The organism is Salmonella sp. SA14318, assembly GCF_029866905.1.
Taxonomy (GTDB): domain Bacteria; phylum Pseudomonadota; class Gammaproteobacteria; order Enterobacterales; family Enterobacteriaceae; genus Salmonella; species Salmonella enterica.
Genome location: NZ_CP123282.1, coordinates 348,887 through 373,617 on the forward strand (window position 1 = coordinate 348,887; position 24,731 = coordinate 373,617).

Consider the following 24,731-nt stretch of genomic DNA (forward strand, 5'->3'; position numbering starts at 1 on the left):
GGCCCCGTTTTTTATCGTGGTATATTCGGGGGGTATGCCGATATTCGTCTGCTGAATCTGTTAGCGGCACTTGGTCTCTGTCATGGAAAAAGGGTTGAGTACTGGTGTATAGTATTAGCAGAAAAATCCATAATTAATTGATAATAATATGAAAAAGATTACGACATCTATTCCGGCTCTCGATAAAATTATGCGCGTATTTGCTTACCTTCTGGAGTGCGATGGCGCAACGTTTACCCAGATCCATCAAAATTCAGGGATTGCGAAAAGCAGTACCTCATCTTTGCTCAACGGCATGGTGGAGCATGGGTTATTACGCCAGGAAAAAGACAAGTATTATCTGGGGCTACGCCTGTATGAATTAGGTAATAAAGCGGCGGAACAGTACGATATTAAAAAAATCGCGTTACCGATTCTTGAAGAGATTCGCGATAACACCGGCCTGACCTGCCATCTTGGCGTTCTGGAGGGCGATGCCCCTATTTACCTTCTGAAAGTCGAAAGCCCACAGGCTATTGTGATTCGAAGCTGGGAGGGCAAGCGCCTCTCATTACATAGCTCAGGGCTGGGGAAGGTGCTGATTGCATGGCTTAGCGGGGAAGAGCTGGAGGAGTTGCTGCCTCCAGATCAGATATTAACGCGTTTTACGGATACGACGATCACGGATGTGAATATCCTTAAGCAGGAGTTAGCAGGAATTCGCCGTCGCGGCTGGGGTTATGATAACGAAGAAGACTCCCTTGGCGTGCGCTGCATTGCGGTGCCGGTATTCAATACGCAGGGGAAAGTGATCGCCGCCCTGAGCGTATCCGGCGTTACGTTCCAGATCCCCGATGATAAACGCGAGTCGCTTGCTACGCTGATGATGGATGCCAGCCGTAGCCTGACGCGTCTGATGTGCTGAAATAAAAAGACATAGCGGGCAAGAAGCCCGCTTTCGTCATCGCTTAAAGTCCCGCACGCTGTAAGATCTGCTTCAAATTCGAAATATGTTCTTCATTTGCCGGCAAAACGGGGGGCATTACATGAGTTGAAATATCGACTCCGCTAAGCTGAATTGCCTTTTTGATTATCCCGAAGAAAGGTGAATCCAGGCTGTAAATAGTGGAAAGCGCGGACAGCCTGCGCTGTAATCCGAACATTGTCTCATACTCTTTTTCACACCACGCGCGGTAGATCCCGCAGGTTAGCTGCGGCGCAAAGTTCGCTGTCGCTGGGATCCCGCCGTTGCCGCCTAAGATAAGCGTATCCATCATATATTCATCATAGCCGGAGAAAATAACGAAGTCCGGACGCACTGGCCTGACATTATTGATGATTTCACGAATATGGCTGATATTATCAACGGTATCCTTAATGCCGATAATATTGGGGTGATCCTGCGCCAGCCGGGTAATTAAATCAACGCTAAGGTCCTGTCCCGTCAATGCTGGGAAGTTGTAGAGAATGACCGGGCTTTTTATGTTATTAGCCACGGTTTTGAAATGATGATAAATATACTCATCGGTCAATCTGGCATAGTAGGGATTGAGTACCAGCACGGCATCGACTTCGAGTCGGTCGGCATGCTGACCATACTCAATCACTTCCTGCGTGCTGGTGCTGCTAATACCTAATAGTACTGGAATACGGCGGTTAATATGACGGACGCAAAACTCTGCGGTTTCCAGACGCAGCGCATTGGTCATATGGCAAAATTCCCCCCCGCTGCCCAGCAGTAATACGCCATTGACCTTGCTTGCAATAAGATGATCCAGCAAGGTTGCCATGCCGACTTTATCTAACTCTCCCTGCGCATTAACAATGGTCGGAACTGGCGGAAATACGCCGTGAAATTTCGTAATCTGAGTCATGTATTGATCCTTAAAACAGGCGAGCCGTAGCCCGCCAGGGATATTATTTAAGCCAGGCTCCGGCCATTAATGATGTTGCATTAGCGGTGAACTGTTTAAAGACGCCGCGACGGTTTGAATAATCAGGTTTCTTCCAGCTTGCTCGACGCTCTTCAAGACAGCGGCGTATTTCCTCTTCTGTTTTAGGCATCCCGTCGATCCCTACAATATTGAGCTTGCGGCCTTTCACATCCATTTCGATTAAATCACCATCTTCCACCAGGGCAATCGGCCCGCCATCAGCGGCTTCTGGCGAGACGTGTCCGACACATGGCCCGCTGGTCGCTCCAGAGAAACGACCGTCGGTAATCAATGCGACTTTTCCGTCGAGGCGTTTGTCATACACGATGGCATCGGTGGTCATCAGCATTTCCGGTGCGCCAGAGCCTTTTGCGCCTTCGTAGCGAATGAAAATGACGTCTCCGGGTTCGATATGGTTATGGATAATGGCCTGCTGAGCGTCTTCTTCGGAGTTAAAGACCCGAGCAGGACCGGTATGGTGGTGCATATCCGGCGCACAGGCCGCGTATTTAATGACCGCTCCTTCAGGCGCGATGTTGCCTTTCAGTACCGCAATCGACCCTTTTTTGGTGGCATTTTCTGGTTTATGGATCACCTCCTCCGGGCTGACTTTGTAATTGTTGAGGTAACCGTGGTTGCGGGTAAAGAAGCCGGATTGATGGAGCATTTCCAGGTTGTCGCCGAGCGTACGGCCAGTCACGGTAAGAACATCAAGATCCAGATAATCGCGCAGATACCATTGCACCATTGGCACGCCGCCAGCGAACCACATCATTTCGGTAACGTATTCACCGCTGGGCTGAATATTGGTCAGATAAGGGATTTCGTTATTGATCCGATCAAACAGTTCGGGCTTCAGCTCCCATCCAAGTTCATGAGCGATGGCCGGAAGGTGGATCATCGCATTGGTGCTGCCACCAATAGCAGCATGGACTTTGATAGCATTTTCAAACGCCGCAGGAGTCAGGATCTTATGGGTGGTGATATTTTTCTCCGCCAGATATAGCGCCTGGTGGCCTGCAGTTCTGGCAACGCGGCGAATTTCCGCCAGGGTCGATGGCAGCAAAGCGCTGCCTGGCAGGGCCAGCCCCAAGGCCTCTGACATGCACTGCATGGTACTGGCCGTTCCCATAAACTGGCAGGCTCCGGCGGTGGGGCAACCGCATTGCTGCATGGCTTCCACTTGCTGAATGCCGATTTCGCCTTTCTTCAACTTAGCAGTGATCCCGCCGAGGTCAGAAGTACTCATATTCGGTGCCGGACGCATAGAACCGCCAGGAATATGCAGCAGCGGCAGGTTCAGGCGTGCGGCGGCAATCAGATGCGCCGGGATAGATTTATCGCAGCTTGAGATCAGAATACCGGCATCATAAGGCACCACTGAGGCATGAATTTCGACCATGTTGGCAATAGCTTCTCGAGATGCCAGGATGTAGTTCATCCCATCGTGGCCCTGACCCCAGCCGTCGCAGATATCCGTCACATGGTGACGGACCGCGCGCCCGCCGCTTTCATGAACACCCAGCACGGCTTCATCGCCCAGTTGGTTAAGATGGAAACTGCCCGGATGACTTTCGCCATAGCAATCATCCACCAGGATCTGCAGTTTATTGACATCTTCTTTGCTGTAATTCATTCCAAGACGCAGGGCGTCGAGCTGCGACCACAGGTCGCGAGCATGCTGACATTTTTGGCTCATTTGGCGATTCCTTCCTGTTTAAGTGACGCACCCGGCGTCGAGGTGTTAGGTGTGTTACTGCTACCTGCAGGACGAGCGGTAACAGAAGGTAAGCTGAAAAGCAGTCCAACGGCGATAAGCAGGGCGGCAACCAGTACGGTCATTCCTGCTGTTTGCGAGAACGTCACCGTTAACAGCCCGACGAGGTACGGACCGATAAAGCCGCCGATGTTGCCCAGGGCGTTGATCGTGCCGCGTACGCCGCCCAGAACGTTGGGGGCGAAGAGTAATGGCGGCAGCGTCCAGAATGGACCGGCATAGGCTTGCAGGAAGAACCCGCAAATAACCATCATGCCGTAGGCGAGCCAGACGTTATCTTTCAGTAATAAGGAGAGGGCGAGGCAGACCGCGAAACCCAGCAGAGGAATAGCCGTGTAAAGGCGGCGATTCATCGTCTTATCACACCATTTGGCGATGTAATACTGACCGATAATGCACAGAACGTAAGGCGCCGCGGTGAGTACCCCAACGATGGTCATGCCGCTGCCGGTCAGGTGTTTAATCAGATTTGGCATCCATAGCGCGAAGCCATAGAAGCCGACCTGTACGAAGAAATAGATACCGACAAGCTTCCACAGGTTGATGCTTTTTAATACGCCGCGAATGCTGCTTTGCTCTCCGCCAATACTCAACGCGCGATCGGCCAGCAATTTTTGTTCGATCCAGGCGCGCTCTTTCGGATCCAGCCACTTTGCCTGATGCGGGTGATCGGAAACCAAAGGTAGCCAGACAAAGAGCAGTCCCAGAGAGAGCAAGCCTTCGATGATAAACATCTCTCGCCAGCCGTAGGTTTCAATAAGCCAGCCGGAAAGCGGCCCGGTAATAATAGAAGCGACGGCCAGGTTCATCTGGAAATAGGCGATAGCCCTGGCGCGCTCCTCATTTGGGAACCAGTGGCCAATCAGCGCCAGAATGGCGGGATACACAGCACCTTCCGCCACGCCGAGCACAAAGCGGATAATCAACAACTGCGTCGGTGTCTGAACAAAACCGGTCAGCAGGGCAAAGCCACCCCAGGCGACGATTGTCCAGGCAATTAACTTTTTGGCGCTTAGCCGCTCGGCTATCTGACCGCCGGGAATTTGCAGGAAGATATAACCAATAAAGAAGATCCCGGCGACCAGACCGGCAAAAGAAGCCGTCATGCCTAAATCTTCATCCATGCCGCCTGCGATCCCAATGGCGATATTGGTCCTGTCCATATAGGCCACGATATAAACGAGGATCGTGGCTGGAATAATATGCAGCCAGCGCCCTCGTGTGGTCGGTTTCTCTATTTCAATGCTCATCATTGCATCCCTTTAGTATCAAAAATGTGTTCTGTATATGGAACTACTGTTCTGTATATTGACACTATGCCGACGTATTCATACAGCGTCAATTCCATACTCTAAGGAAGGTTATATTTTGTGATTTGCTTCAAAAATGAACGGAGATAAGGTGAGAAAGAGCGGATAACCCACTGGAAACTGCTCATCGGTCTAATACATAGCCAAAATTGTGCGCTGCCTCACAGGATAAGATGATGCTCTCACCTGGTCATTGTGCGTTCAGAGTAAACAGCATTAAATTCTTTATGTGGAATTTGTGTTCTGTATATTGAACTTTAATGCTTTTTAAGGAGAAACAATGGTTACTACCGCGATCTTTCCGTCACGATATGTTCAGGGTAAAGGAGCGTTGACAACGCATCTCCCGCAGGAATTGGCCGCACTCGGTCATAAGGCGCTGATTTTGCAGGATCCTGTTGTTCACAACACCTACCGGGATACAGTTGCGACAGCACTGCACGGGGTGATTGAATTTGATATCGAAGTGTTCAGTAGCGAGTGCAGTGATGAGGAAATTGCTCGCATCTCCACACGCGCGCAGGAAATTGGCGCCGATGTGATTGTCGGTATGGGGGGCGGGAAAACCCTGGATACGGCAAAAGCAACCGGCGCCAGCCTGCGGCTGCCTATTGCCGTGGTTCCTACTCTGGCCTCAACGGATGCGCCGTGCAGTTCACTGGTTGTTATCTATACGCCAGAAGGGCAATTCAAACGCTACCTGATGATTCCACGTAACCCGACGCTTGTGCTGGTGGACAGCAGTATTATTGCTGCCGCGCCGGTACGCTTTTTGGTTGCCGGGATAGGCGATGCGCTGGCAACCTGGTTTGAAGCGGAAGATTGCCGCATCAAAGGGGCCGGCAATATGACCACCAGGCCAGGACCGATGACCGCATTTGAGCTGGCGCGCTTTTGCTACACCACCTTAATGCGCTATGGGCGCCTGGCGAAGCTTGCCTGTGAACAACATCAGGTTACTCCGGCGCTCGAACATGTTATCGAAGCGAATACACTATTATCCGGGCTCGGTTTTGAAAGCGGTGGGCTGGCGGCGGCGCACGCCATTCATAACGGTCTGACGGTACTGCCCGCCACGCACAAATACTGGCATGGGGAAAAGGTTGCGTTTGGCACGCTGGCAATGCTTATGCTCACCGATAGAGCGCCTGAGCTTATCGAGGAGGTTTATCAATTTTGTGAAGATATAGGCTTGCCCACCACGCTGGCGGATATTGGTCTGGCTGGCGTTAGCGATGATGAACTGCTGGCCGTTGCCAGGGCGTCTTGTCAAACTGGGGAAACGATACACAACGAGCCGTTTACCATTACGCCGGAGGCCGTTCAGGCGGCATTGCGGGCCGCCGATGCTGTTGGGCAGGCGCGGAAAAAGATCGATCTTGCAGGTTAATGTGAGCCTGTAAATAAAAAACGGCAGCCGGAACTTTCAACTTCTGTCTGCCGCTATCGTGAATGTTTTAACGTCGCGATTTCAGAAAAATGCATGGGGGGTGCTCAGGACTACCGGGTTTATACTTCCGCTATCGCAGGGATTAGCGGATAGAAAAATGAAAAATGCTAAGTGGCTTTTTTTGTCAATCATGATGGCGTTTATCGGCGTGCCGCTGCTGGTGAACATTATTACGATTATCGTGGGGGGAACGTGGGCGTGCATTAGCGTTCTTGAAAATAGTATCCCCGTCGCGCAATCTATTGAGGAGGCGACCATTATCCCGGTAGCGCTTCTGGGCGCAGGGTTAATTTTTCTCTGTGGCCGGATATGGGGAAAGGGAAATGCATCAGAGGTAAATCCAGAATGGCGTGATTGCTGCCTGCTTATGCCCGCTCTGGTGGTGCTGATGGGGTGGGTCATCCTGATGTTTCTCACCGATCTTAATATTCGCGCGATAGGGCGTAAACCCATCGCCCAGGTGGCGCAAACGCTTTGGTTAGTACCCAGCGTAATATCCTTTTTCAACGGCTGGGTATGGGCAGTGTTGCTCATCCCGGTTGGCTCGCAGCTCTGTTTTGCATTAGGGTATGGCGGTGCGCGTTGGGGAGTGCTACGCGGCGGTGCGGGCTACACTTGTCGTAATCTGCTGGTGATTTGCCTGCTGTTTTTCGGGAGCTGTGCCGTATACCAGTCACATCTTTATGCCGTGAAGTATCCCGCTCCCGAGAGCAGTGAATATCTTTATTTCCGCGATTATCAGGCGCACACATGGGGCAACAAGCTAACCGGGCTGCGCGATGAACCGACACTTCTGCTAACTCAAAATTGGCCGCGGCTCGATGGCGCAACGGCTGGCTTGCCGTTATACGCCTCGGCTTTTTATGCGCTTACGCGCTTTCCGGATGATATCTGCCCTGAAGACTACCTTGAAAACCAGGGAACCATTGAAGCCTATCAAAATATCCTTAACGGTAATGCCGATCTTATTTTTGTCGCCCAGCCTTCCACTGCTCAAAAGCAATTGGCCGAGGCCAGTGGCGTAAAACTGGTTTACACCCCCTTTGCACGTGAAGCGTTTGTGTTTATCGTCAACCAAAACAATCCCGTGTCATCGTTGAGTGATGTACAAATTCGCGGCATTTTTAGCGGAAGAATCACCCACTGGAATGAGGTGGGCGGAGAGGCAATCGACATTAAGCCCTGGCAGCGACCGGAAAACTCTGGCAGCCAAACGGCGATGCTGGCGAAGGTAATGAAAGAAACGAAGCTGATGCCAGCGCAAACAACATCAGTGGCAACCGCGATGGGGGAAATGGTGGATATCGTGGCTGAGTATCGCAATACGCACAACGCCATTGGCTATACCTTTCGTTATTACGCTACGCAGATGCACAGCAATAAAGAGATTAAATTACTGGCGATAAACGATGTTGCGCCGACGGTTGAAAATATTCGTAACGGTAGTTACCCGTACACGGTTGATGTTTATATGGTTACCCGTGAACACCCCACAGCGGAAACACAAAAGCTGGTGGACTGGTTTCTAAGCCCGCAGGGGCAGCAGTTGGTGCAGGATGTGGGATATGTGCCGCTGTATCCGGCCGCGAAATAAAGGGACTAAATGGAAGATGTTAAATTATATGTGGAACGGGTAGGCGTAGACCCGGCCAGCGGCGCTGATATTCGTATTGCACGGCGTGAATCCCCTTCGTGGCATAAAGATATTGTTGCTGAGCTGATTAATCAGGTTCTTCGGTGTGGTGCGGCATTAATCATCGTCGCTGTGCTGACCGCCTGCGATGATCGCCAGGTAAGCTATTTTCCTGATTATGCCGCCATACCGGAGCAATCCGGTATCTGGACCTGGCTACCTGTGTTCTTTCCATCGTCCGCCAGTGAAATAGAGATGACGTTTAACCTGGACAGCAATCTTTTTTATGCTGACTTTAGCGTGGCCGACGGTGATAAACGCGCGCATTTTGAAAGCGTGCTGGGGGAGGAGAGCGTGGTTCATTATGCCAACATTTCTCATAAAAGCTGGTGTAAAACGGGGAAAACTCTCTGGAATAGCGAAGCGCGGGCAAAACCCTTCTTTATTACCAAAATAAGTGTCGATCGCTACCGTATCACTAATCATATGCCCGGCTGTACAAAACCCGGCGAGTGAATGCGGTATGTGGCGAAAAGGGCGGTATAAACCGCCCCGGATTTTATTACGACGCCAGTGAAAGTTGGTGTTTCTCAACATACGCCGCCAGCCACTGGGTGATGCGGGACTGCTGCTCGGCGGTCAGCCACATGCCTTCTTTGGTGCGACGCCAGATAGCATCTTCAGTACGGCGCACCCATTCGTGATCCACCAGGTACTTGAGTTCCGCTTCGTAAAACTCATGACCGAAATCTTCGCCTAAATCAAGCAGTGACGTGGCTTCGCCGAGAATCCACTCCGTGTTGCTGCCATAAGTGCGCGAATAGTGGCGCGCCAGCGATTCCGTCAGGAATGGGTAACGACGACGCAGCTTCGCCGCGTAATCTTCGCGGCTGCCGTCGATGTCGCCGCCGGGCAGTACGCACGTTTTGGTCCATGCCGGCCCGATGCCTGGATAATAAGACGCCAGTTTTTCCATCGCGTGTTCGGCCAGCTTACGGTAGGTCGTGAGCTTACCGCCAAACACGGAAAGCAGCGGCGCTTTGCCGTTTTCATCATGGATATCAAGGGTATAATCGCGAGTGATCGCCTGCGGTGAGTCGGACTCATCATCGCACAGCGGACGGACGCCGGAGTACGTCCAGACGATGTCATCGCGCCCCAGTTGTTTCTGGAAGTGCGCGTTATAGACCTTCAACAGGTAATTAATTTCGCTCTCTTCAATTTTTACCGCTTTCGGATCGCCTTTATATTCGACATCGGTCGTGCCAATGATCGAAAACTTTTCCATCCACGGAATGACAAAGACGATACGCTTATCTTCGTTTTGCAGAATATACGCCTGCTTCTGATTATGGACGCGTGGCACGACGATATGGCTGCCTTTGATCAGGCGGATGCCATACGGCGACGGCAGGTGCATCCCTTCGTCGAAGAACTGTTTGACCCACGGTCCGGTGGCGTTAACCAGTCCGCGCGCCTGCCAGACATATTTTTTACCGGTGTCGATATCTTCCGCTTCGACAATCCACAGGCCATTTTCCCGACGAGCGGCGGTTGCGCGAGTACGGGTAAGGACTTCGCCGCCTTTACGCACCACCATCTGTGCGTTAGCCAGCACCAGACGCGCATCGTCTACCCAGCAGTCGGAGTATTCGAATCCGCGCACGATTTCAGGTTTGAGCACCGAATCTGCGCCAAACCGCACACCGGTGGAACCGGGTAAGCTGGTACGTTTGCCGAGGTGATCGTACATAAACAGACCGATGCGGATCATCCAGGCTGGACGTAAATGCGGGCGGTGCGGCAGACGAAAACGCATCGGGAAGGCGATGTGCGGCGCCATTTTCAACAACACCTCACGTTCTGCCAGCGCTTCGCTGACCAGGCGGAACTCGTAGTGCTCAAGGTAGCGTAAGCCGCCGTGGATAAGTTTCGAACTGGCGGAAGAGGTTGCGCAGGCCAAATCCTGCGCTTCCAGCATGAGTACGGACAAACCGCGTCCGGCGGCATCAGCCGCGATGCCTGCACCGTTAATGCCCCCGCCTATCACGATCAGATCTTTGGTTTCCATGCTGCCCTCTTGCACTTTCGTTAAAGTTCAAAAATGTTCGTTATCGAACATAATAGCAAAGAAACGCGCTATTGGTAACATCGAAAAAACATTTTAGAGTGATATGTATAACATTATGGCGTTAAGCTACTCCGTCAACGTACACTGGGCGATAAAATGCCTTAATTGGCTTCACCGGCAATAATGAAAGAGCGATTCATGGAACAATTTGAATGTATCACTGTAGAAGAGGCGTATCAGAAACTGCACCAGGGCGCGGCGGTGCTGGTCGATATTCGCGATCCGCAAAGTTATGCCATGGGTCATGCGCCGCAGGCGTTTCACTTGACTAACGATACGCTGGGCGCGTTTATGCGTGAGCATGGTTTCGATACCGCCGTGATGGTAATGTGCTATCACGGCAACAGTAGTAAAGGCGCCGCGCAGTATCTGCTCCAGCAAGGCTATGATGCGGTTTACAGCATTGACGGCGGGTTTGAGGCCTGGCATCGCCGTTTCCCTGCCGATGTCGCGAATGGCGCGTAATCCCATAAAGATGCAGCCTCCGACGAGAAGGGTATATATACTGTCTTCTTTTGTATGGACTAAGCGACAGCAATAATGTTGATGATTACTTCCTTTGCGAATCCTCGCGTGGCGCAGGCATTTGTTGATTACATGGCCACCCAGGGCGTCATTCTTACTATTCAGCAACATAATCAAAGCGATATCTGGTTGGCGGATGAATCGCAGGCCGAACGTGTGCGGGTCGAGCTGGCGCGGTTTATAGAAAATCCCGGCGATCCGCGTTATCTGGCGGCTAGCTGGCAGTCCGGGCAGACTAACAGCGGGCTACGCTATCGCCGTTTTCCCTTTCTCGCCACGCTGCGTGAACGAGCCGGCCCTGTTACCTGGATCGTGATGCTCGCCTGCGTGCTGGTCTATATCGCGATGAGTCTCATCGGCGATCAGACGGTGATGGTATGGCTGGCGTGGCCGTTCGATCCGGTTTTAAAATTTGAAGTCTGGCGCTACTTCACCCATATCTTTATGCACTTCTCACTGATGCATATTCTTTTTAACCTGCTGTGGTGGTGGTATCTCGGCGGGGCGGTAGAGAAGCGCCTGGGCAGCGGTAAATTAATCGTCATTACGGTGATAAGCGCGCTGCTAAGCGGCTATGTACAGCAGAAATTTAGCGGCCCGTGGTTTGGCGGACTGTCTGGCGTCGTCTATGCGCTGATGGGGTACGTGTGGCTGCGCGGAGAGCGCGATCCGCAAAGCGGAATTTACCTCCAGCGCGGCTTAATTATTTTTGCATTATTGTGGATAGTCGCTGGTTGGTTTGACTGGTTTGGCATGTCTATGGCGAACGGCGCGCACATCGCCGGGCTTATCGTCGGTTTAGCGATGGCCTTTGTTGATACGCTGAATGCGCGAAAACGAACGTGAGGCGTATCCGGCCTGTGGTCGAGATATTTTTCCAGGCCGGGTAGGGCGAATGCCGCTATCCGGCGCAAAGTTGGTTACTTTCAGAGATTATTCATGAAACAAACACAACGGCATGACGCGATCATTGAACTGGTGAAAAAACAGGGGTACGTCAGTACGGAAGAGCTGGTGGAGCATTTTTCTGTCAGCCCGCAAACCATTCGTCGGGATCTTAACGATCTGGCGGAACAGAATATGATTTTGCGCCACCACGGCGGCGCGGCGTTGCCCTCCAGCTCGGTGAACACGCCGTGGCACGATCGTAAGGCGACGCAAACGGAAGAAAAAGAGCGCATCGCTCGCAAAGTCGCGGCCCAGATCCCCAATGGTTCAACGCTGTTTATTGATATCGGCACGACGCCGGAAGCCGTAGCGCACGCCCTGTTAGGGCACAGTAATTTGCGGATCGTGACCAACAATTTGAACGTAGCGAACACGCTAATGGCGAAAGAGGATTTTCGTATTATCCTCGCCGGCGGCGAACTCCGCAGCCGCGACGGCGGCATTATTGGCGAAGCGACGCAGGACTTTATCGCCCAGTTCCGTCTCGATTTCGGCATTCTCGGTATTAGCGGTATTGATAGCGACGGCTCGTTGCTGGAATTTGACTACCATGAGGTACGCACCAAGCGCGCGATTATCGAAAATTCGCGCCACGTGATGCTGGTGGTGGATCACTCTAAATTTGGCCGTAACGCGATGGTAAACATGGGCAGCATTAGTATGGTCGATGCGGTCTACACCGATACCCTGCCGCCGCCGGGCGTGATGCAGGTGTTGACGGAGAACCATATCCAACTGGAGCTGTGTTAATTCTGTAAAACGTCCCACGTCAGACCAAAACGCGCCAGGTATTTACGCAGCCGGTCAGCGTCATTCACCGTGGCTTTCCCCTGGCGGGAAACGTTGAATAGCTGCCGCCCGGCGTCGGAAAGGGTTTTCGCCTGGCGGCAGACGGCAACGACGTTTTCCAGTTGCATACGGTCAAACAGATCCAGCGCCGTTGCGTCAATGCCCGGCAGTCCGTCGAGCGCGGAGGGGCGATGGTCATTCCAGCTATAGCGCAAACGCGCGATTTCATCGTCTACCGTTTCGACCGTGATTCGCCCGTTGTCCGCCAGCGTCGCCATGCGGGTGACGCTGGCGGAGAGTTCGCGGAAGTTACCACGCCAGGCGGCCTGCGGCGAGGTGGCGAAGCTCAGCCAGGCGCGGCGCGCTTCGGTATTAAAACGCACGCTGTCGCCGGTTAGCGCCGCGTGGCGTTCCAGTTCGTAGTCAAGGTTTGGCTCAATATCTTCCTGGCGCTGACGCAGGCCCGGTAGTTCGAAGGTCCAGAGATTAATGCGCGCGTACAGGTCTTCGCGGAATGTCCCCTCCGCCACCCGCTGGCGCAGGTCGCGCACCGTGCCGGCAATCAACTGGAAATCGCTGCTGACCTGCTGGTCGCTGCCGAAAGGGTAAAAGCGTTTTTCTTCAATGGCTTTCAGCAACATGGCCTGTTCATCCGCGCCCAGTTCTCCCACTTCGTCAAGAAACAACATGCCGCCGTCGGCGCTGCGCAGCAGTCCCGCACGTTCCTCTCTCGCGCCGGTAAACGCCCCCTTAACGTGGCCGAACAGCGCCGACATCGCCGTGTCGCCGCGCAGGGTGGCGCAGTTCACTTCGACAAACGGGCCGCTGAACTGGTGGCGGGCCAGTTTTAGTTCATAGACGCGACGGGCGAGAAACGACTTGCCCGCGCCGGTCGGGCCGTTGAGCAGGATTGGCGAACGGGAGCGTATCGCGACGCGCTCAATTTGCTCAATCATCCGGTTGAAACACGGGTTGCGGGTTGCAATGCCGGACTTCAGGAAGTTGAGCGTCTCCTCCCGCTCCTGGGCGAAGCGGGTGGCGATGTCATTGTAGCGGCTGAGGTCGAGGTCAATAATCGTCACGTCGCCCGTGCTATGCGGTTTATCTTTTTTGCGCGGCGGCGAGGTCTGCGCTAATCGCGCCGGTAGATAGCGCGCCTCCGCCAGCAGGAACCAGCAGATCTGCGCGACGTGGGTGCCGGTGGTGATATGAATCAGATAGTCTTCATCTTCGGGATGAAAGGTATGGCTGCGGGCGAAATCGTGCAGGCAGGCGTAAACCTCTTCGAAGTCCCACGGGTTGCGGATCGCGATTTCTACGCCGACGATTTCCGTTTCCGGCGAGACGCTGGCGATATCCTTCTTTAATCCTTCAAACAGCGAGCGAGAGCGGGCATCGTACAGCAGTTCCAGGCGGTGAACGACCAGCGTCTCCTGCTGACACAGACACAAAGTAGGGCGCCATTTTTCCCAACGCTGACTGCCGCGTCCTGCATAGTCGAGCACCGTACCGACAAAACCAAAGGCCACCGTTTTTCGCATCTTAGATTTCCTTCTAAAAGACGAGATAATTTTATCGCTTTTTAATGGCTGCCGTGCAGGCATTTTTCTTTCACCTGAACGCTAAAGAAATAAATTTTTTAAAAATCAATAAATTATAAAATAATTTATTTTCTGGCACGCTGGTTGCAATAACTCTGGCATGGAGAATAACGGAAATGGGAAAACAAATGGCTAATCCACTTTTGTTCCGTTCGCTGTTAAGGGACGCGCCGCTGGCCAACGCCAGCAATCAGCAAGGCGCAGCGGCCTTTGCCTTCACCCCGCGCCATAAACTGGCGCAAATGGTGATGACCGGCTGCATGAACGAGACTTTTTATGCCAGCGGTCAGGCGCAGCTAAATGATGTTCTGGCGACGGCGAAAGATCTCGACGATCTGTTTTTAGCGCAACTGGCGATTTATGGCCGCGAACGCGGGATGATGAAGGATATGCCCGCGCTGTTGACCGCCATTCTGGCGGCGCGTGGTTCGGCGCTGCTGCCGGTAGTATTTGCGCGGGTGATCAATAATGGCCGGATGCTGCGTAACTTTGTGCAAATTTTGCGCAGCGGCGTGACCGGGCGGCGCTCGCTGGGGACGCGGCCAAAGAAGCTGGTGCAGCGTTGGTTGCAGAACGCCAGCGAAGAGCGTTTATTGCAGGCCTCGGTGGGCAATGCGCCGTCGCTGGCGGATATCGTCAAAATGGTGCACCCACGGCCGCAGGCGGCGTGGCAGGAAGCCTTCTTCGCCTGGCTGATTGGTAAGCCGTGCGATAAGGCGCAACTGCCGGAAAAAACGCGCGCGCTGCTGGCGTTTCGTGAAGGCGACATGGGCGCGGCCTTACCCGATGTGCCGTTTTTACTGCTGACCAACGCGCCGCTGAGTCGCGAACAGTGGGCGCAACTGGCGCAGCGGATGAGTTGGCAAACGTTACGGATGAATTTGAATACGCTGGCGCGTCATGGCGTGTTTGAGAATGTAACGCTTGCCGCCAGCGTGGCGCAGCGACTGGCGGACAGGGCGCAGGTGCGCCAGTCCTGGGTTTATCCTTATCAGTTGCTGTCGGCGTGGAGCAATCTGCAATGCAGCGTGCCGCAGGTTATTCGTGAGGCTTTAGCGCAGGCGATGGAGTACGCGCTGGAGAACATTCCGCCGTTTCGCGGCAACGTGGTGGTCTGCCCGGACGTGTCGGGGTCGATGAAGTCATCGATAACCGGCTATCGCAAGGGGGCGACCAGTAAGATCCGCTGCGTGGACGTTGCCGGGCTGATCGCCGCCGCTGTGCTGCGTAATCATCCGCAGGCCCGCGTGCTGCCGTTTGAATGCGATGTGGTCGACGTGCGGCTTGATGCGCGCCAGTCGGTTATGCACAACGCGCAAAAGCTGGCGGCGGTTGGCGGCGGCGGCACCAACTGCTCCGCGCCGCTGCGTAGGTTGTTGAACGAGCGGGCGCGAGTGGATCTGGTGATTATGGTGTCGGATAACGAATCGTGGGTTGATGAGTCGCGTTATGGCTCAACGGCCACCATGGAATGCTGGATAGAACTGAAAAAGCGCAACCCGCAGGCGCGCCTGGTGTGTATCGATCTGCTGCCTTACGGCACCACCCAGGCGGCGGAACGAAGCGATATTTTGAACGTCGGCGGCTTCAGCGACGAGGTGTTTACGGTGATAGATAACTTTGTTAACGGTCGCTATGGCAGCGCGCACTGGCTGGAAGAGATTGAAGCCGTGACGCTGTAAAGAGTATTCAGCGCGGCGCGAATGCTGGCCGGGATTACATCTTTCCCGATGCGTATCATCCCGGCTATGAATTTGTCGCGCAACGCTGAAGGCACGAATGCTGGTGGATCTACACCTTGTATGGCCAGACGCAGGTTCGAACCCTGCCGGGGCTTAGCCCTGTAGCTCAACGGTAGAGCGGGTGATTCACCTTAACTTGTCGTGCCACCCTATTTTGGCGAATGCCGGAGGATCTACAGGTAACGCGGAGGTAATGCCGCTAGCAGGTTCAATCCCTGCGCCTCCGGTTTAACCGGAGTTAAGATTCTTCACCACTTGTCGCCACCCTAATGATTAAAATGAGAAAAAATGATGAATTACGAATTGATGACCACCCAGAACGCACCGGTAAAAATGTGGACCAAAGGCGTACCGGTAGAAGACGATGCCCGTCAGCAGCTGATCAATACGGCGAAAATGCCGTTTATTTTCAAACACATTGCCGTTATGCCGGATGTGCATTTGGGGAAAGGATCGACCATCGGTAGCGTGATCCCGACGAAAGGGGCGATTATTCCGGCGGCGGTGGGCGTGGATATCGGTTGTGGAATGAACGCGCTGCGTACCAGCTTAACGGCGGCCGATCTGCCGGAAAATCTGGCGGAACTGCGTAGCGCCATAGAGACCGCTGTGCCTCACGGGCGTACCACCGGACGCGGGCGTCGCGATGTGGGCGCATGGGGAAACCCGCCCGCCAACGTTGATGTAAAATGGGCGCAGCTGGAAGCGGGATATCAGTGGTTAACGCAAAAATATCCGCGCTTTTTGAATACCAATAGCTATAAGCACCTGGGAACATTGGGAACCGGTAACCACTTTATTGAGATCTGTCTGGATGAAACCGATCGGGTATGGATCATGCTGCACTCCGGTTCGCGCGGGATCGGTAACGCCATCGGCACCTATTTTATCGGCCTGGCGCAGCAAGAAATGCAGGAGCAGTTAGAAACGCTGCCGTCCCGCGATCTGGCGTATTTTAATGAAGGAAGCGAATATTTTGATGATTACCTGAAAGCGGTACACTGGGCGCAGCAATTCGCCAGCCTGAACCGCGAGGCGATGATGGAAAACGCGCTGGCGGCGCTCCAGCGCTGCGTGGAAAAACCGATCGCCCTCGATATGGACGAAATCAACTGCCACCATAACTATGTGCAAAAAGAGCAGCACTTTGGCGAAGAGATCTATGTGACGCGTAAAGGGGCGGTTTCGGCGCGGCGCGGTGAGTTCGGTATCATTCCCGGTTCGATGGGGGCGAAAAGCTTTATCGTGCGCGGGCTGGGTAACGAAGAGTCGTTCTGTTCGTGCAGCCACGGCGCCGGGCGTGTGATGAGCCGAACGAAAGCGAAGAAACTGTTTAGCGTTGACGATCAGATTCGCGCCACCGCGCATGTCGAATGCCGTAAAGATGCGGATGTGATCGACGAGATCCCAATGGCGTATAAAGACATTGATGCGGTGATGGCGGCGCAGTCTGACCTGGTGGAAATCATGTACACCCTGCGGCAGGTGGTGTGCGTTAAAGGATAGAAAATGGCAAGGATCATCGCGCTGGATGGCGCACAGGGAGAGGGCGGTGGGCAGATTTTGCGCTCGGCGCTGAGTTTATCAATGATAACCGGCCAGCCGTTTGAAATGAGCGGCATCCGCGCCGGGCGCGCTAAACCGGGGCTGCTACGCCAGCATTTAACGGCGGTGCGGGCGGCAACGGAAATCTGCGGCGCGCAGGTGAACGGCGACGAGCTGGGCTCGCAACAGTTGCGTTTTACGCCGGGGCCGATTCGCGGCGGCGAGTACCGTTTCGCGATTGGCAGCGCGGGCAGTTGTATGCTGGTGCTGCAAACCGTCCTGCCCGCGCTGTGGTTTGCCGACGGTTCATCCCGCGTGGAGGTTCACGGCGGGACGCATAATCAGGCCGCGCCCAGCGCCGATTTTATTTGCCGCGTCTGGGAGCCTCTGTTGGCGAGGATGGGTATCAACCAGCGCACCACGCTGATAAAACACGGCTTTTATCCGGCAGGCGGCGGCGCGGCGGCAACGGTCGTCGAACCGGCGGCGTCTTTACGCGGTCTGACGCTGATATCGCGCGGCGAGACGCGGCGTATCACCGCCGAAGCTTTGCTGGCCTCGGTGCCTTACCACGTTGGCGAACGTGAAGTCGCAACGCTGGAAGCCCACTTCCCGCAGGCGGAGAAAAACGTCGTTGCTCTGGAAGGCGGCTGCGGGCCGGGCAACGCGCTGTCGCTGATGATCCAAAGCGAACAGTTAACCGAACTGTTCGCCGCGTTCGGCGTAAAAGGCACCAGCGCGGAAGCGGTAGCTAACCAGGTTGCGCATGAAGCGCGGCGCTATCTCGCAAGCCCGGCGGCGGTGGGAGAGCATCTGGCCGACCAGCTGATTTTACCGCTGGCGCTGGCGGGCGAAGGCGCGTTTACCGTGGCGCGGGCTTCCGCTCACTTGCTTACCAATATTGCGGTGGTGGAACGGTTTTTGCCGGTAACGTTCAACCTGGAGGAGGCGAGGGGGATGGTGCAGGTTATGGTAAGTAAAAATGATAGCGGATCATGACATACCACGCTGATTTCCTTGATGCTGAACAACGCGTTGCTGACGCCATCCCGGAGAGGGATGTTAATCCCTTTTCCGGCCCTTCAACGATGCGGCGAAGAGTGCTGGTGAGTCAGGACGGCGAGCCGGTTATCGTGCTGTGTCTTTTTGTCGCGCTGGAAGAGGGGCGCTGGATCGTTGAGCAGTGCTTCAGCGGCATCATGAATAATGATAAGACTATTGCGATATTATACGGTCAGCACGTTCACTTATTTGATACGGATTCACATCAGGTTAAGAGCCTGTTTCTTGATGATTATGCTGGCCATATTTATTCAATACCCGATGTTTGGGATCATAAGGCCTCGCTGAGCGAGAATTTCCTGGTCACAACCTTTCAGTATACGTTTCTTATCAACGTGAGTTCCGGCATTATCTGGCGATCGGAACTGTGTGGTATTGATGGCGTCATTATTCACGATATCCGGGAGGGTATTATTTATGGCAGTGGCGAATGGGACCCGCCGGATGGATGGGCGCCATTTAACCTGCGGCTGAGCGACGGCCATCGGGCCTGAAGCCAACTCAACGTCTGGATTTACGTTTATGCTCCCGGCCTACAAAACCAGCAATATCAATATGATTTAAAATGACTCTGCAGGCCTGATAAGCGAAGCGTTATCAGGCACACGTTAAACCCCGTACCCCATCATCTTCAGCAACTGCTGCGCGTGCTGTACCGCGTCCTGACGGTGCGCGACGCCGAGTTTCTGGTAGAGGTTGCGGATATGCGTCTTAATGGTGGTTGCGGCCACCGCCAGTTCGCCGGCAATTTGTTCGTTGCTATAGCCTGAATAGATAAGCCCTAACACCTGCCATTCACGCTGGGTGAGCGGGCTGGTGCGAATAAGCTCCGGGACATCCGGATGGTTAAGCAGGCGCTCGACGAAGCCTTCGTCAAAATGGGCGAATTTATGCCGGTGATGTTGGTTAATCTCTCGCAGGATGCGCTGCGCGCGATGCTGCTCCATCTCCGGCAGCGTATTGAGTTGAATCAGCTGACGCAATTGTTGCGCCATGGCTTCGCCTTCAATCACAAAATGGCTGATAAATCCGGTCCGGTTGGCGAGCTGTAAGGCATCAAGCAATACGCGCTGGGCGTCGTTTTTCCGCCCGGATTGCCAGTAAAGCTGATTGAGTAACAGCAGATTGCGGTTTAAATCGCTCATTAAGCGCAGGCTACGGGCATTCTCATTTAACTCTTCCAGCACGATTTCCGCAGGCTCGAATTCGCCCAGCAAGATCTGCGCGCGGGCGATATTCCGCCATTGCCCTTGCAGAAAATGGTTATTGGCAAACGCCGGTTTGGGCGTATGACGTAACCAGTTGGCGGCGGATTTTTTGTCGCCGGTTAACTGCCAGTAAATGACACGCACCTTATCGGCGTTAGAGATCCAGTCGCAGTGATAACGACCATTGCCTAATAAATTTTCCAGTCGGTTAAGCTGACTACGGGCATTATCCAGATCGCCGCGCGCCAGCGAGCACTGCACCAGTAACGTCAGGCACTGCAACTGTTGTTGCGGCTGGAAGGTGGACAGCACAGCGATACCGCTGCGCGCCGAGGCCTCCGCTTCGTCAAGGCGCGCCCACGCCCACAGCAATTGCGCGCGGATACGTACCAGAAACTCATGCATCGGCAGTTGTTCCAGATGTTGCTCTTTGATCAACTGGAAGGCTCTCTCCTGCGTTTCCCATGCGGCCTGCAGGAATCCCTGGGCGAACTGAATTTCGCTTTGTTGAATTAAGCTCCACAGCGCGTAATGCCAGACGTCATGATGGCGTGCCATTTGTTCGGTTTGCTGCATCAGCGATAAAGACTGGCTAAGATCGCCTTTACAGTGCAGCACTTCGCCGTGAACGGAGGTCGCGACAATGCGGCTATAAAACCAGGCGAGAGGAAGCTCATCCAGCGCCAGTTTCGCCAGCCGCTCTGCCTCTTCCGGATTGCCGTCGTTGATGGCGACCTGGGCGCGCAGCGCGTTAAATTCAGCATGCAGCGTGCCGTCCATGACCCCTTTGATCTCTTGCTCAGCGCGCGCCAGCAGCGTATTCACTTCGCTGTAGCGGTGTTGGCTTTGCATCAGCCAGGCCTGTAACAACACCAGTCGCGGATTTTCCAGCAGGCTTTCCCACGGCAGCGCTTTTAATGACTCTTCCAGCAGCGCCAGTTCACTGTGATTAAACAGCCCCCACGCATGGTTAAGCAGGATATCGCGCAGCATTTGCGCGTCACCCGCCGCCAGCGCATGATGAATAGCTTCGCTGGGAAAACCTTGTTCCATCCAGCTTTCCGCGGCCGCACGGTGGATCTCCGGCAGTTCCGCCGCCAGTTCCCACTGGCAACGCTGGCGCAGAAAGCTACCAAACAACGGGTGATAGCTAAACCACTCGCCCGTGTCGTCCATGCGTTGCAGGAATAACCCCTGGCGCTCAATCTCCTCCAGCCGCATCTGGCCGTTTTCTTCGCCGGTCACGCGCACGATCAACGCGTCATTCATTGAGCGTAAGATCGCGCTTTTAAGTAAAAAATGTCGGGTGCTGACATCCACGTTATCCAGTACTTCGTCCACCAGATAATCAGAAAGGTGGCTGGCATTAATCCCGGCAAGACGGCGGGCGGAGTGATGCGCAGAGGTATGGTTCTGGCGCGCGGAGAGGGCGATCAACTGTAGCGCAGTGGCCCAACCGGCCACATCATCGCACATGCGGCTGCTCTCAGCGGCTTCAATGGGCGACGAAAGACGACGGTCAAAAAATTGCTTTGCTTCCTGATGGTTAAAAGCCAACTGCTGGCTGCCGATTTCCAACAGCTGATCGCGCACGCGCAGGTTAGCGATGCCCAGTTGCGGCAAATTACGCGATAACACCACCAGGGTGAAATTTTCCGGCTGATGCCGTAAGAAAAAGCGCATCGCGTCGTGAATCACCGGATTGGTAATCAAATGGTAGTCGTCAATCACCAGATAAAGCGGGCGATGCCACTGCGCCAGTTCAATAAAGAGCTGTGCGAAGAGGGACGTCAGGCTGGCGTACTGACGTTTTTGCGCCATCGCTTCGCTGGTAGAGCAGTGTCCGCCGGTGGCCTGTTGGATAGCGGCAATTAAGTAACTGGCGAATCGCTCTTGCTGGTTATCGCCTTCGTCGAGAGAGTACCAGCCTAATTCATTTTTGCCCGCCGCCCACTGTGAGACAAGCGTGGTTTTCCCATAGCCAGCAGGACTGGTTACCAGGGCGAGCCTGAAATTGTTCGCGCCGGAAAGTTTAGCCAACAGCCGCTCACGAACCACGGTATGGTCGAGACGAACCGGACGACTTAATTTAGACGGAATCAACATAACAATCACTTCACTGTGGGAAATGGGGGGAACTGCGATTTTTTTTGCGCTTCGTAATTAATAGATATAAGGTCGGCCAGAAAGCATTTTAATGCAAGCTAAGCAGACTTTTTATGTGTCTGAATTTGCACTCTGTCACAATTCTAAATAACGGTATTAAAAAAGTATTCGGTGCGGTTGAAACGAGCGTCAGAGCTGGGCTGAGGTCATATTTCCGTTATTGTAAATAATGTCCTGGACATCATCCGGATTTAACACAATGGCGATACCAGGCGTTTAATTAATTATGTTTAGTTAGTGAATCTCCCGCCGCTGAATATTTCAGGTAAGAAACTATTTCGGCGTTCATATAATCTTTCGAAAATACCCCTTCGCGATTTACTGTTATTTCTGTTTATTCATTTGATTATGCGTAACACTGGGGGGCGTTGACAGGAATCGGCGCGTTTATACAGGGGTAAGTGGCGGCGATCACACTTTTATGCTCATCCCCGCTCCTCCTCCCTCCCTAATCAGTGCCGGGAGGAGGAAGGTCAACATCGAGCCTGGCAAACTAGCGATAACGTTGTTTTATTACCCGAGGACGGATTTCCTATGTCACAGCCAACCTTCAATAAAGATCAATTCCAGGCCGCCCTGACGCGTCAGTGGCAGCGTTTCGGTTTACTGTCGGCGTCCGACATGACGCCTCGTCAGTGGTGGCAGGCCGTTAGCGGCGCGCTGGCGGAATTACTGAGCGCGCAACCGGTAGCGCAGCCGACGAAAGGCCAGCGTCATGTGAACTACATTTCGATGGAATTTTTGATTGGCCGCCTGACGGGAAATAACCTGTTAAATCTGGGATGGTACCAGGACGTTAGCGATGTGCTGAAAGCGCACGATATTAATCTGACCGATCTGCTGGAAGAGGAAGTCGATCCGGCGCTCGGCAACGGTGGTCTGGGACGTCTGGCCGCCTGCTTCCTCGATTCGATGGCCACCGTCGGGCAGTCCGCTACGGGCTATGGTCTGAACTACCAGTATGGGCTGTTCCGTCAGTCATTTGTTGAAGGCAAGCAGATGGAAGCGCCGGATGACTGGCATCGCGGCAGCTATCCGTGGTTCCGCCACAACGAGGCGCTGGACGTCCAGGTTGGGATCGGCGGTAAAGTTACCAAAGAAGGGCGCTGGGAGCCAGGTTTTGTGATTACAGGCCAAGCCTGGGATCTGCCGGTGTTAGGCTATCGTAACGGCGTCGCGCAACCGCTGCGTTTGTGGCAGGCGACCCACGCGCATCCGTTTGATCTGACCAAATTCAACGACGGCGCTTTCCTGCGGGCGGAACAGCAGGGTATCGATGCGGAAAAACTGACGAAGGTGCTTTATCCCAACGATAACCACACGGCGGGCAAAAAACTGCGCCTGATGCAGCAATACTTCCAGTGCGCCTGCTCGGTAGCGGATATTCTGCGTCGCCACCATCTGGCCGGACGCAAACTGCATGAGCTGGCGGATTACGAGGTCATTCAGTTGAACGATACTCACCCGACCATCGCCATTCCGGAACTGCTGCGCGTGCTGATTGACGAGCACCAACTGAGCTGGGATGACGCCTGGGCTATCACCAGCAAAACCTTCGCCTACACCAACCACACCCTGATGCCGGAAGCGCTGGAGTGCTGGGACGAGAGGTTAATCAAAGCGCTGTTGCCGCGTCATATGCAGATTATCAAGCAGATTAACGATCGCTTTAAGACGCTGGTCGATAAGACCTGGCCTGGCGATAAGCAGGTATGGGCAAAACTGGCGGTGGTGCACGACCGTCAGGTACGCATGGCCAATATGTGCGTGGTCAGCGGCTTTGCGGTCAACGGCGTGGCGGCGCTGCACTCCGATCTGGTGGTGAAAGATCTGTTCCCGGAATATCACCAGCTTTGGCCGAACAAATTCCACAATGTCACCAACGGCATTACACCGCGTCGCTGGATTAAACAGTGCAATCCGCAGCTTGCGGCGTTGCTGGATAAAACGCTGAAAAAAGAGTGGGCTAACGATCTCGACCAGTTGATCAACCTCGAAAAATACGCTGACGACGCCAAATTCCGTCAGCAATATCGCGACATCAAACGGGCGAACAAAGAACGGCTGGTGAAATTTATCCAGGCCCGTACTGGGATTGAGATTTCGAGCCATGCGATTTTTGATATTCAAATCAAACGTCTGCACGAGTACAAGCGTCAGCATCTGAATCTGTTGCATATTCTGGCGCTGTACAAAGAGATCCGCGAAAACCCGCAGGCCGACCGCGTACCGCGCGTATTCCTGTTTGGCGCGAAGGCGGCGCCGGGCTATTACCTGGCGAAGAACATCATTTTTGCTATCAATAAGGTTGCGGAAGCCATTAATAACGACCCGGCGGTGGGTGATAAGCTGAAGGTGGTTTTCCTGCCGGATTACTGCGTCTCGGCGGCGGAAATGCTCATTCCGGCGGCGGATATTTCCGAGCAAATTTCTACTGCCGGGAAAGAGGCGTCCGGCACCGGTAACATGAAACTGGCGCTGAACGGGGCGTTGACTGTGGGAACGCTGGACGGCGCTAACGTTGAAATCGCTGAGAAGGTGGGTGAAGAGAATATCTTTATCTTTGGCCATACTGTGGAAGAGGTCAAGGCGCTCAAAGCCAAAGGCTACGATCCGGTGAAATGGCGTAAAAAAGACAAAGTGCTGGATGCGGTGCTAAAAGAGCTGGAAAGCGGTCAATACAGCGATGGCGATAAACATGCCTTTGACCAGATGCTGCATAGCCTCGGCAAACAGGGGGGCGATCCGTACCTGGTCATGGCGGACTTCGCCGCTTATGTCGAGGCGCAAAAGCAGGTGGATGCGCTGTATCGCGACCAGGAAGCGTGGACGCGCGCCGCGATCCTCAATACCGCGCGCTGCGGTATGTTCAGTTCCGATCGCTCTATTCGCGATTATCAGGCCCGTATCTGGCAGGCAAAACGCTAAGGG

18 protein-coding genes are annotated in these 24,731 nt (G+C 53.9%); 12 read left to right on the forward strand and 6 right to left on the reverse strand.

Going from position 1 to position 24,731, the window contains the following annotated elements:
* The first annotated feature begins 148 nt into the window (after positions 1 to 148).
* The gene (locus QEN32_RS01605) at positions 149 to 904 is read left to right on the forward strand and encodes an IclR family transcriptional regulator (RefSeq protein WP_000724553.1); all 756 of its coding nucleotides are present in this window, start codon (positions 149 to 151) and stop codon (positions 902 to 904) included.
* A gap of 43 nt (positions 905 to 947) precedes the next feature.
* Here the strand turns inward: QEN32_RS01605 and QEN32_RS01610 are convergent, their stop codons facing one another.
* Genes QEN32_RS01610 through QEN32_RS01620 form a run of 3 tightly spaced genes read right to left on the reverse strand, consistent with a single transcriptional unit; the run spans position 948 to position 4,943 of the window.
* Positions 948 to 1,853: a dihydrodipicolinate synthase family protein gene (locus QEN32_RS01610; protein ID WP_000192193.1), complete on the reverse strand. Its 906-nt coding sequence runs from the start codon at positions 1,851 to 1,853 to the stop codon at positions 948 to 950.
* Between the two features lie 43 nt (positions 1,854 to 1,896).
* On the reverse strand, positions 1,897 to 3,612 hold the full coding sequence (locus tag QEN32_RS01615) for a dihydroxy-acid dehydratase (protein WP_265322210.1): 1,716 nt from the start codon (positions 3,610 to 3,612) through the stop codon (positions 1,897 to 1,899).
* Positions 3,609 to 4,943, reverse strand: a complete 1,335-nt coding sequence (locus QEN32_RS01620) for an MFS transporter (protein WP_001518078.1) — start codon at positions 4,941 to 4,943, stop codon at positions 3,609 to 3,611. The genes QEN32_RS01615 and QEN32_RS01620 overlap by 4 nt, the downstream gene beginning before the upstream one ends.
* Positions 4,944 to 5,280: 337 nt before the next feature.
* On the opposite strand from QEN32_RS01620, the gene QEN32_RS01625 reads away from it, so the two are divergent.
* The 3 genes from QEN32_RS01625 (at position 5,281) to QEN32_RS01635 (ending at position 8,599) form a co-directional block, all read left to right on the forward strand.
* Positions 5,281 to 6,390: a glycerol dehydrogenase gene (locus tag QEN32_RS01625; RefSeq protein ID WP_265322211.1), complete on the forward strand. Its 1,110-nt coding sequence runs from the start codon at positions 5,281 to 5,283 to the stop codon at positions 6,388 to 6,390.
* 157 nt (positions 6,391 to 6,547) lie between these two features.
* Positions 6,548 to 8,044 carry a PstS family phosphate ABC transporter substrate-binding protein gene (locus QEN32_RS01630; RefSeq protein WP_023205371.1) on the forward strand — a complete coding sequence of 499 codons (1,497 nt, stop codon included), beginning with the start codon at positions 6,548 to 6,550 and terminating at the stop codon, positions 8,042 to 8,044.
* A 9-nt stretch (positions 8,045 to 8,053) separates the two neighbouring features.
* A complete protein-coding gene (locus tag QEN32_RS01635) occupies positions 8,054 to 8,599 on the forward strand; it encodes a hypothetical protein (RefSeq protein WP_265322212.1) in 546 nt (181 codons plus the stop codon).
* A 46-nt stretch (positions 8,600 to 8,645) separates the two neighbouring features.
* Here the strand turns inward: QEN32_RS01635 and glpD are convergent, their stop codons facing one another.
* On the reverse strand, positions 8,646 to 10,154 hold the full coding sequence (glpD, locus tag QEN32_RS01640) for a glycerol-3-phosphate dehydrogenase (RefSeq protein WP_242105629.1): 1,509 nt from the start codon (positions 10,152 to 10,154) through the stop codon (positions 8,646 to 8,648).
* Between the two features lie 198 nt (positions 10,155 to 10,352).
* On the opposite strand from glpD, the gene glpE reads away from it, so the two are divergent.
* The 3 genes from glpE (at position 10,353) to QEN32_RS01655 (ending at position 12,437) form a co-directional block, all read left to right on the forward strand.
* The gene (glpE, locus tag QEN32_RS01645) at positions 10,353 to 10,679 is read left to right on the forward strand and encodes a thiosulfate sulfurtransferase GlpE (RefSeq protein WP_000434523.1); all 327 of its coding nucleotides are present in this window, start codon (positions 10,353 to 10,355) and stop codon (positions 10,677 to 10,679) included.
* Between the two features lie 75 nt (positions 10,680 to 10,754).
* Positions 10,755 to 11,585, forward strand: a complete 831-nt coding sequence (gene glpG, locus QEN32_RS01650; protein ID WP_000928702.1) for a rhomboid family intramembrane serine protease GlpG — start codon at positions 10,755 to 10,757, stop codon at positions 11,583 to 11,585.
* Between the two features lie 93 nt (positions 11,586 to 11,678).
* The gene (locus QEN32_RS01655; protein ID WP_000815085.1) at positions 11,679 to 12,437 is read left to right on the forward strand and encodes a DeoR/GlpR family transcriptional regulator; all 759 of its coding nucleotides are present in this window, start codon (positions 11,679 to 11,681) and stop codon (positions 12,435 to 12,437) included.
* Here QEN32_RS01655 and rtcR read toward each other — a convergent pair.
* A complete protein-coding gene (gene rtcR, locus QEN32_RS01660) occupies positions 12,434 to 14,017 on the reverse strand; it encodes an RNA repair transcriptional activator RtcR (protein WP_242105631.1) in 1,584 nt (527 codons plus the stop codon). The genes QEN32_RS01655 and rtcR overlap by 4 nt on opposite strands.
* Before the next feature lie 188 nt (positions 14,018 to 14,205).
* On the opposite strand from rtcR, the gene QEN32_RS01665 reads away from it, so the two are divergent.
* From QEN32_RS01665 to QEN32_RS01680, 4 genes are all read left to right on the forward strand, one after another.
* Complete coding sequence (locus tag QEN32_RS01665; protein WP_242105633.1) at positions 14,206 to 15,759, forward strand: TROVE domain-containing protein; 1,554 nt, start codon at positions 14,206 to 14,208, stop codon at positions 15,757 to 15,759.
* A gap of 351 nt (positions 15,760 to 16,110) precedes the next feature.
* Positions 16,111 to 17,325, forward strand: coding sequence for an RNA-splicing ligase RtcB (gene rtcB, locus QEN32_RS01670; protein WP_265322227.1), 1,215 nt, complete (start codon positions 16,111 to 16,113; stop codon positions 17,323 to 17,325).
* A gap of 3 nt (positions 17,326 to 17,328) precedes the next feature.
* Positions 17,329 to 18,363, forward strand: coding sequence for an RNA 3'-terminal phosphate cyclase (gene rtcA / locus QEN32_RS01675; RefSeq protein ID WP_242105634.1), 1,035 nt, complete (start codon positions 17,329 to 17,331; stop codon positions 18,361 to 18,363).
* On the forward strand, positions 18,360 to 18,920 hold the full coding sequence (locus QEN32_RS01680; RefSeq protein ID WP_242105635.1) for a hypothetical protein: 561 nt from the start codon (positions 18,360 to 18,362) through the stop codon (positions 18,918 to 18,920). Before rtcA ends, QEN32_RS01680 begins: the two co-directional genes overlap by 4 nt.
* A gap of 114 nt (positions 18,921 to 19,034) precedes the next feature.
* Here QEN32_RS01680 and malT read toward each other — a convergent pair whose 3' ends face one another.
* Complete coding sequence (malT, locus tag QEN32_RS01685; RefSeq protein ID WP_000907030.1) at positions 19,035 to 21,740, reverse strand: HTH-type transcriptional regulator MalT; 2,706 nt, start codon at positions 21,738 to 21,740, stop codon at positions 19,035 to 19,037.
* A gap of 594 nt (positions 21,741 to 22,334) precedes the next feature.
* Here malT and malP point away from each other — a divergent pair.
* Entirely contained in the window at positions 22,335 to 24,728 is a 2,394-nt protein-coding gene (malP, locus tag QEN32_RS01690; RefSeq protein ID WP_023181718.1) for a maltodextrin phosphorylase, read from the forward strand.
* Positions 24,729 to 24,731: the final 3 nt, after the last annotated feature.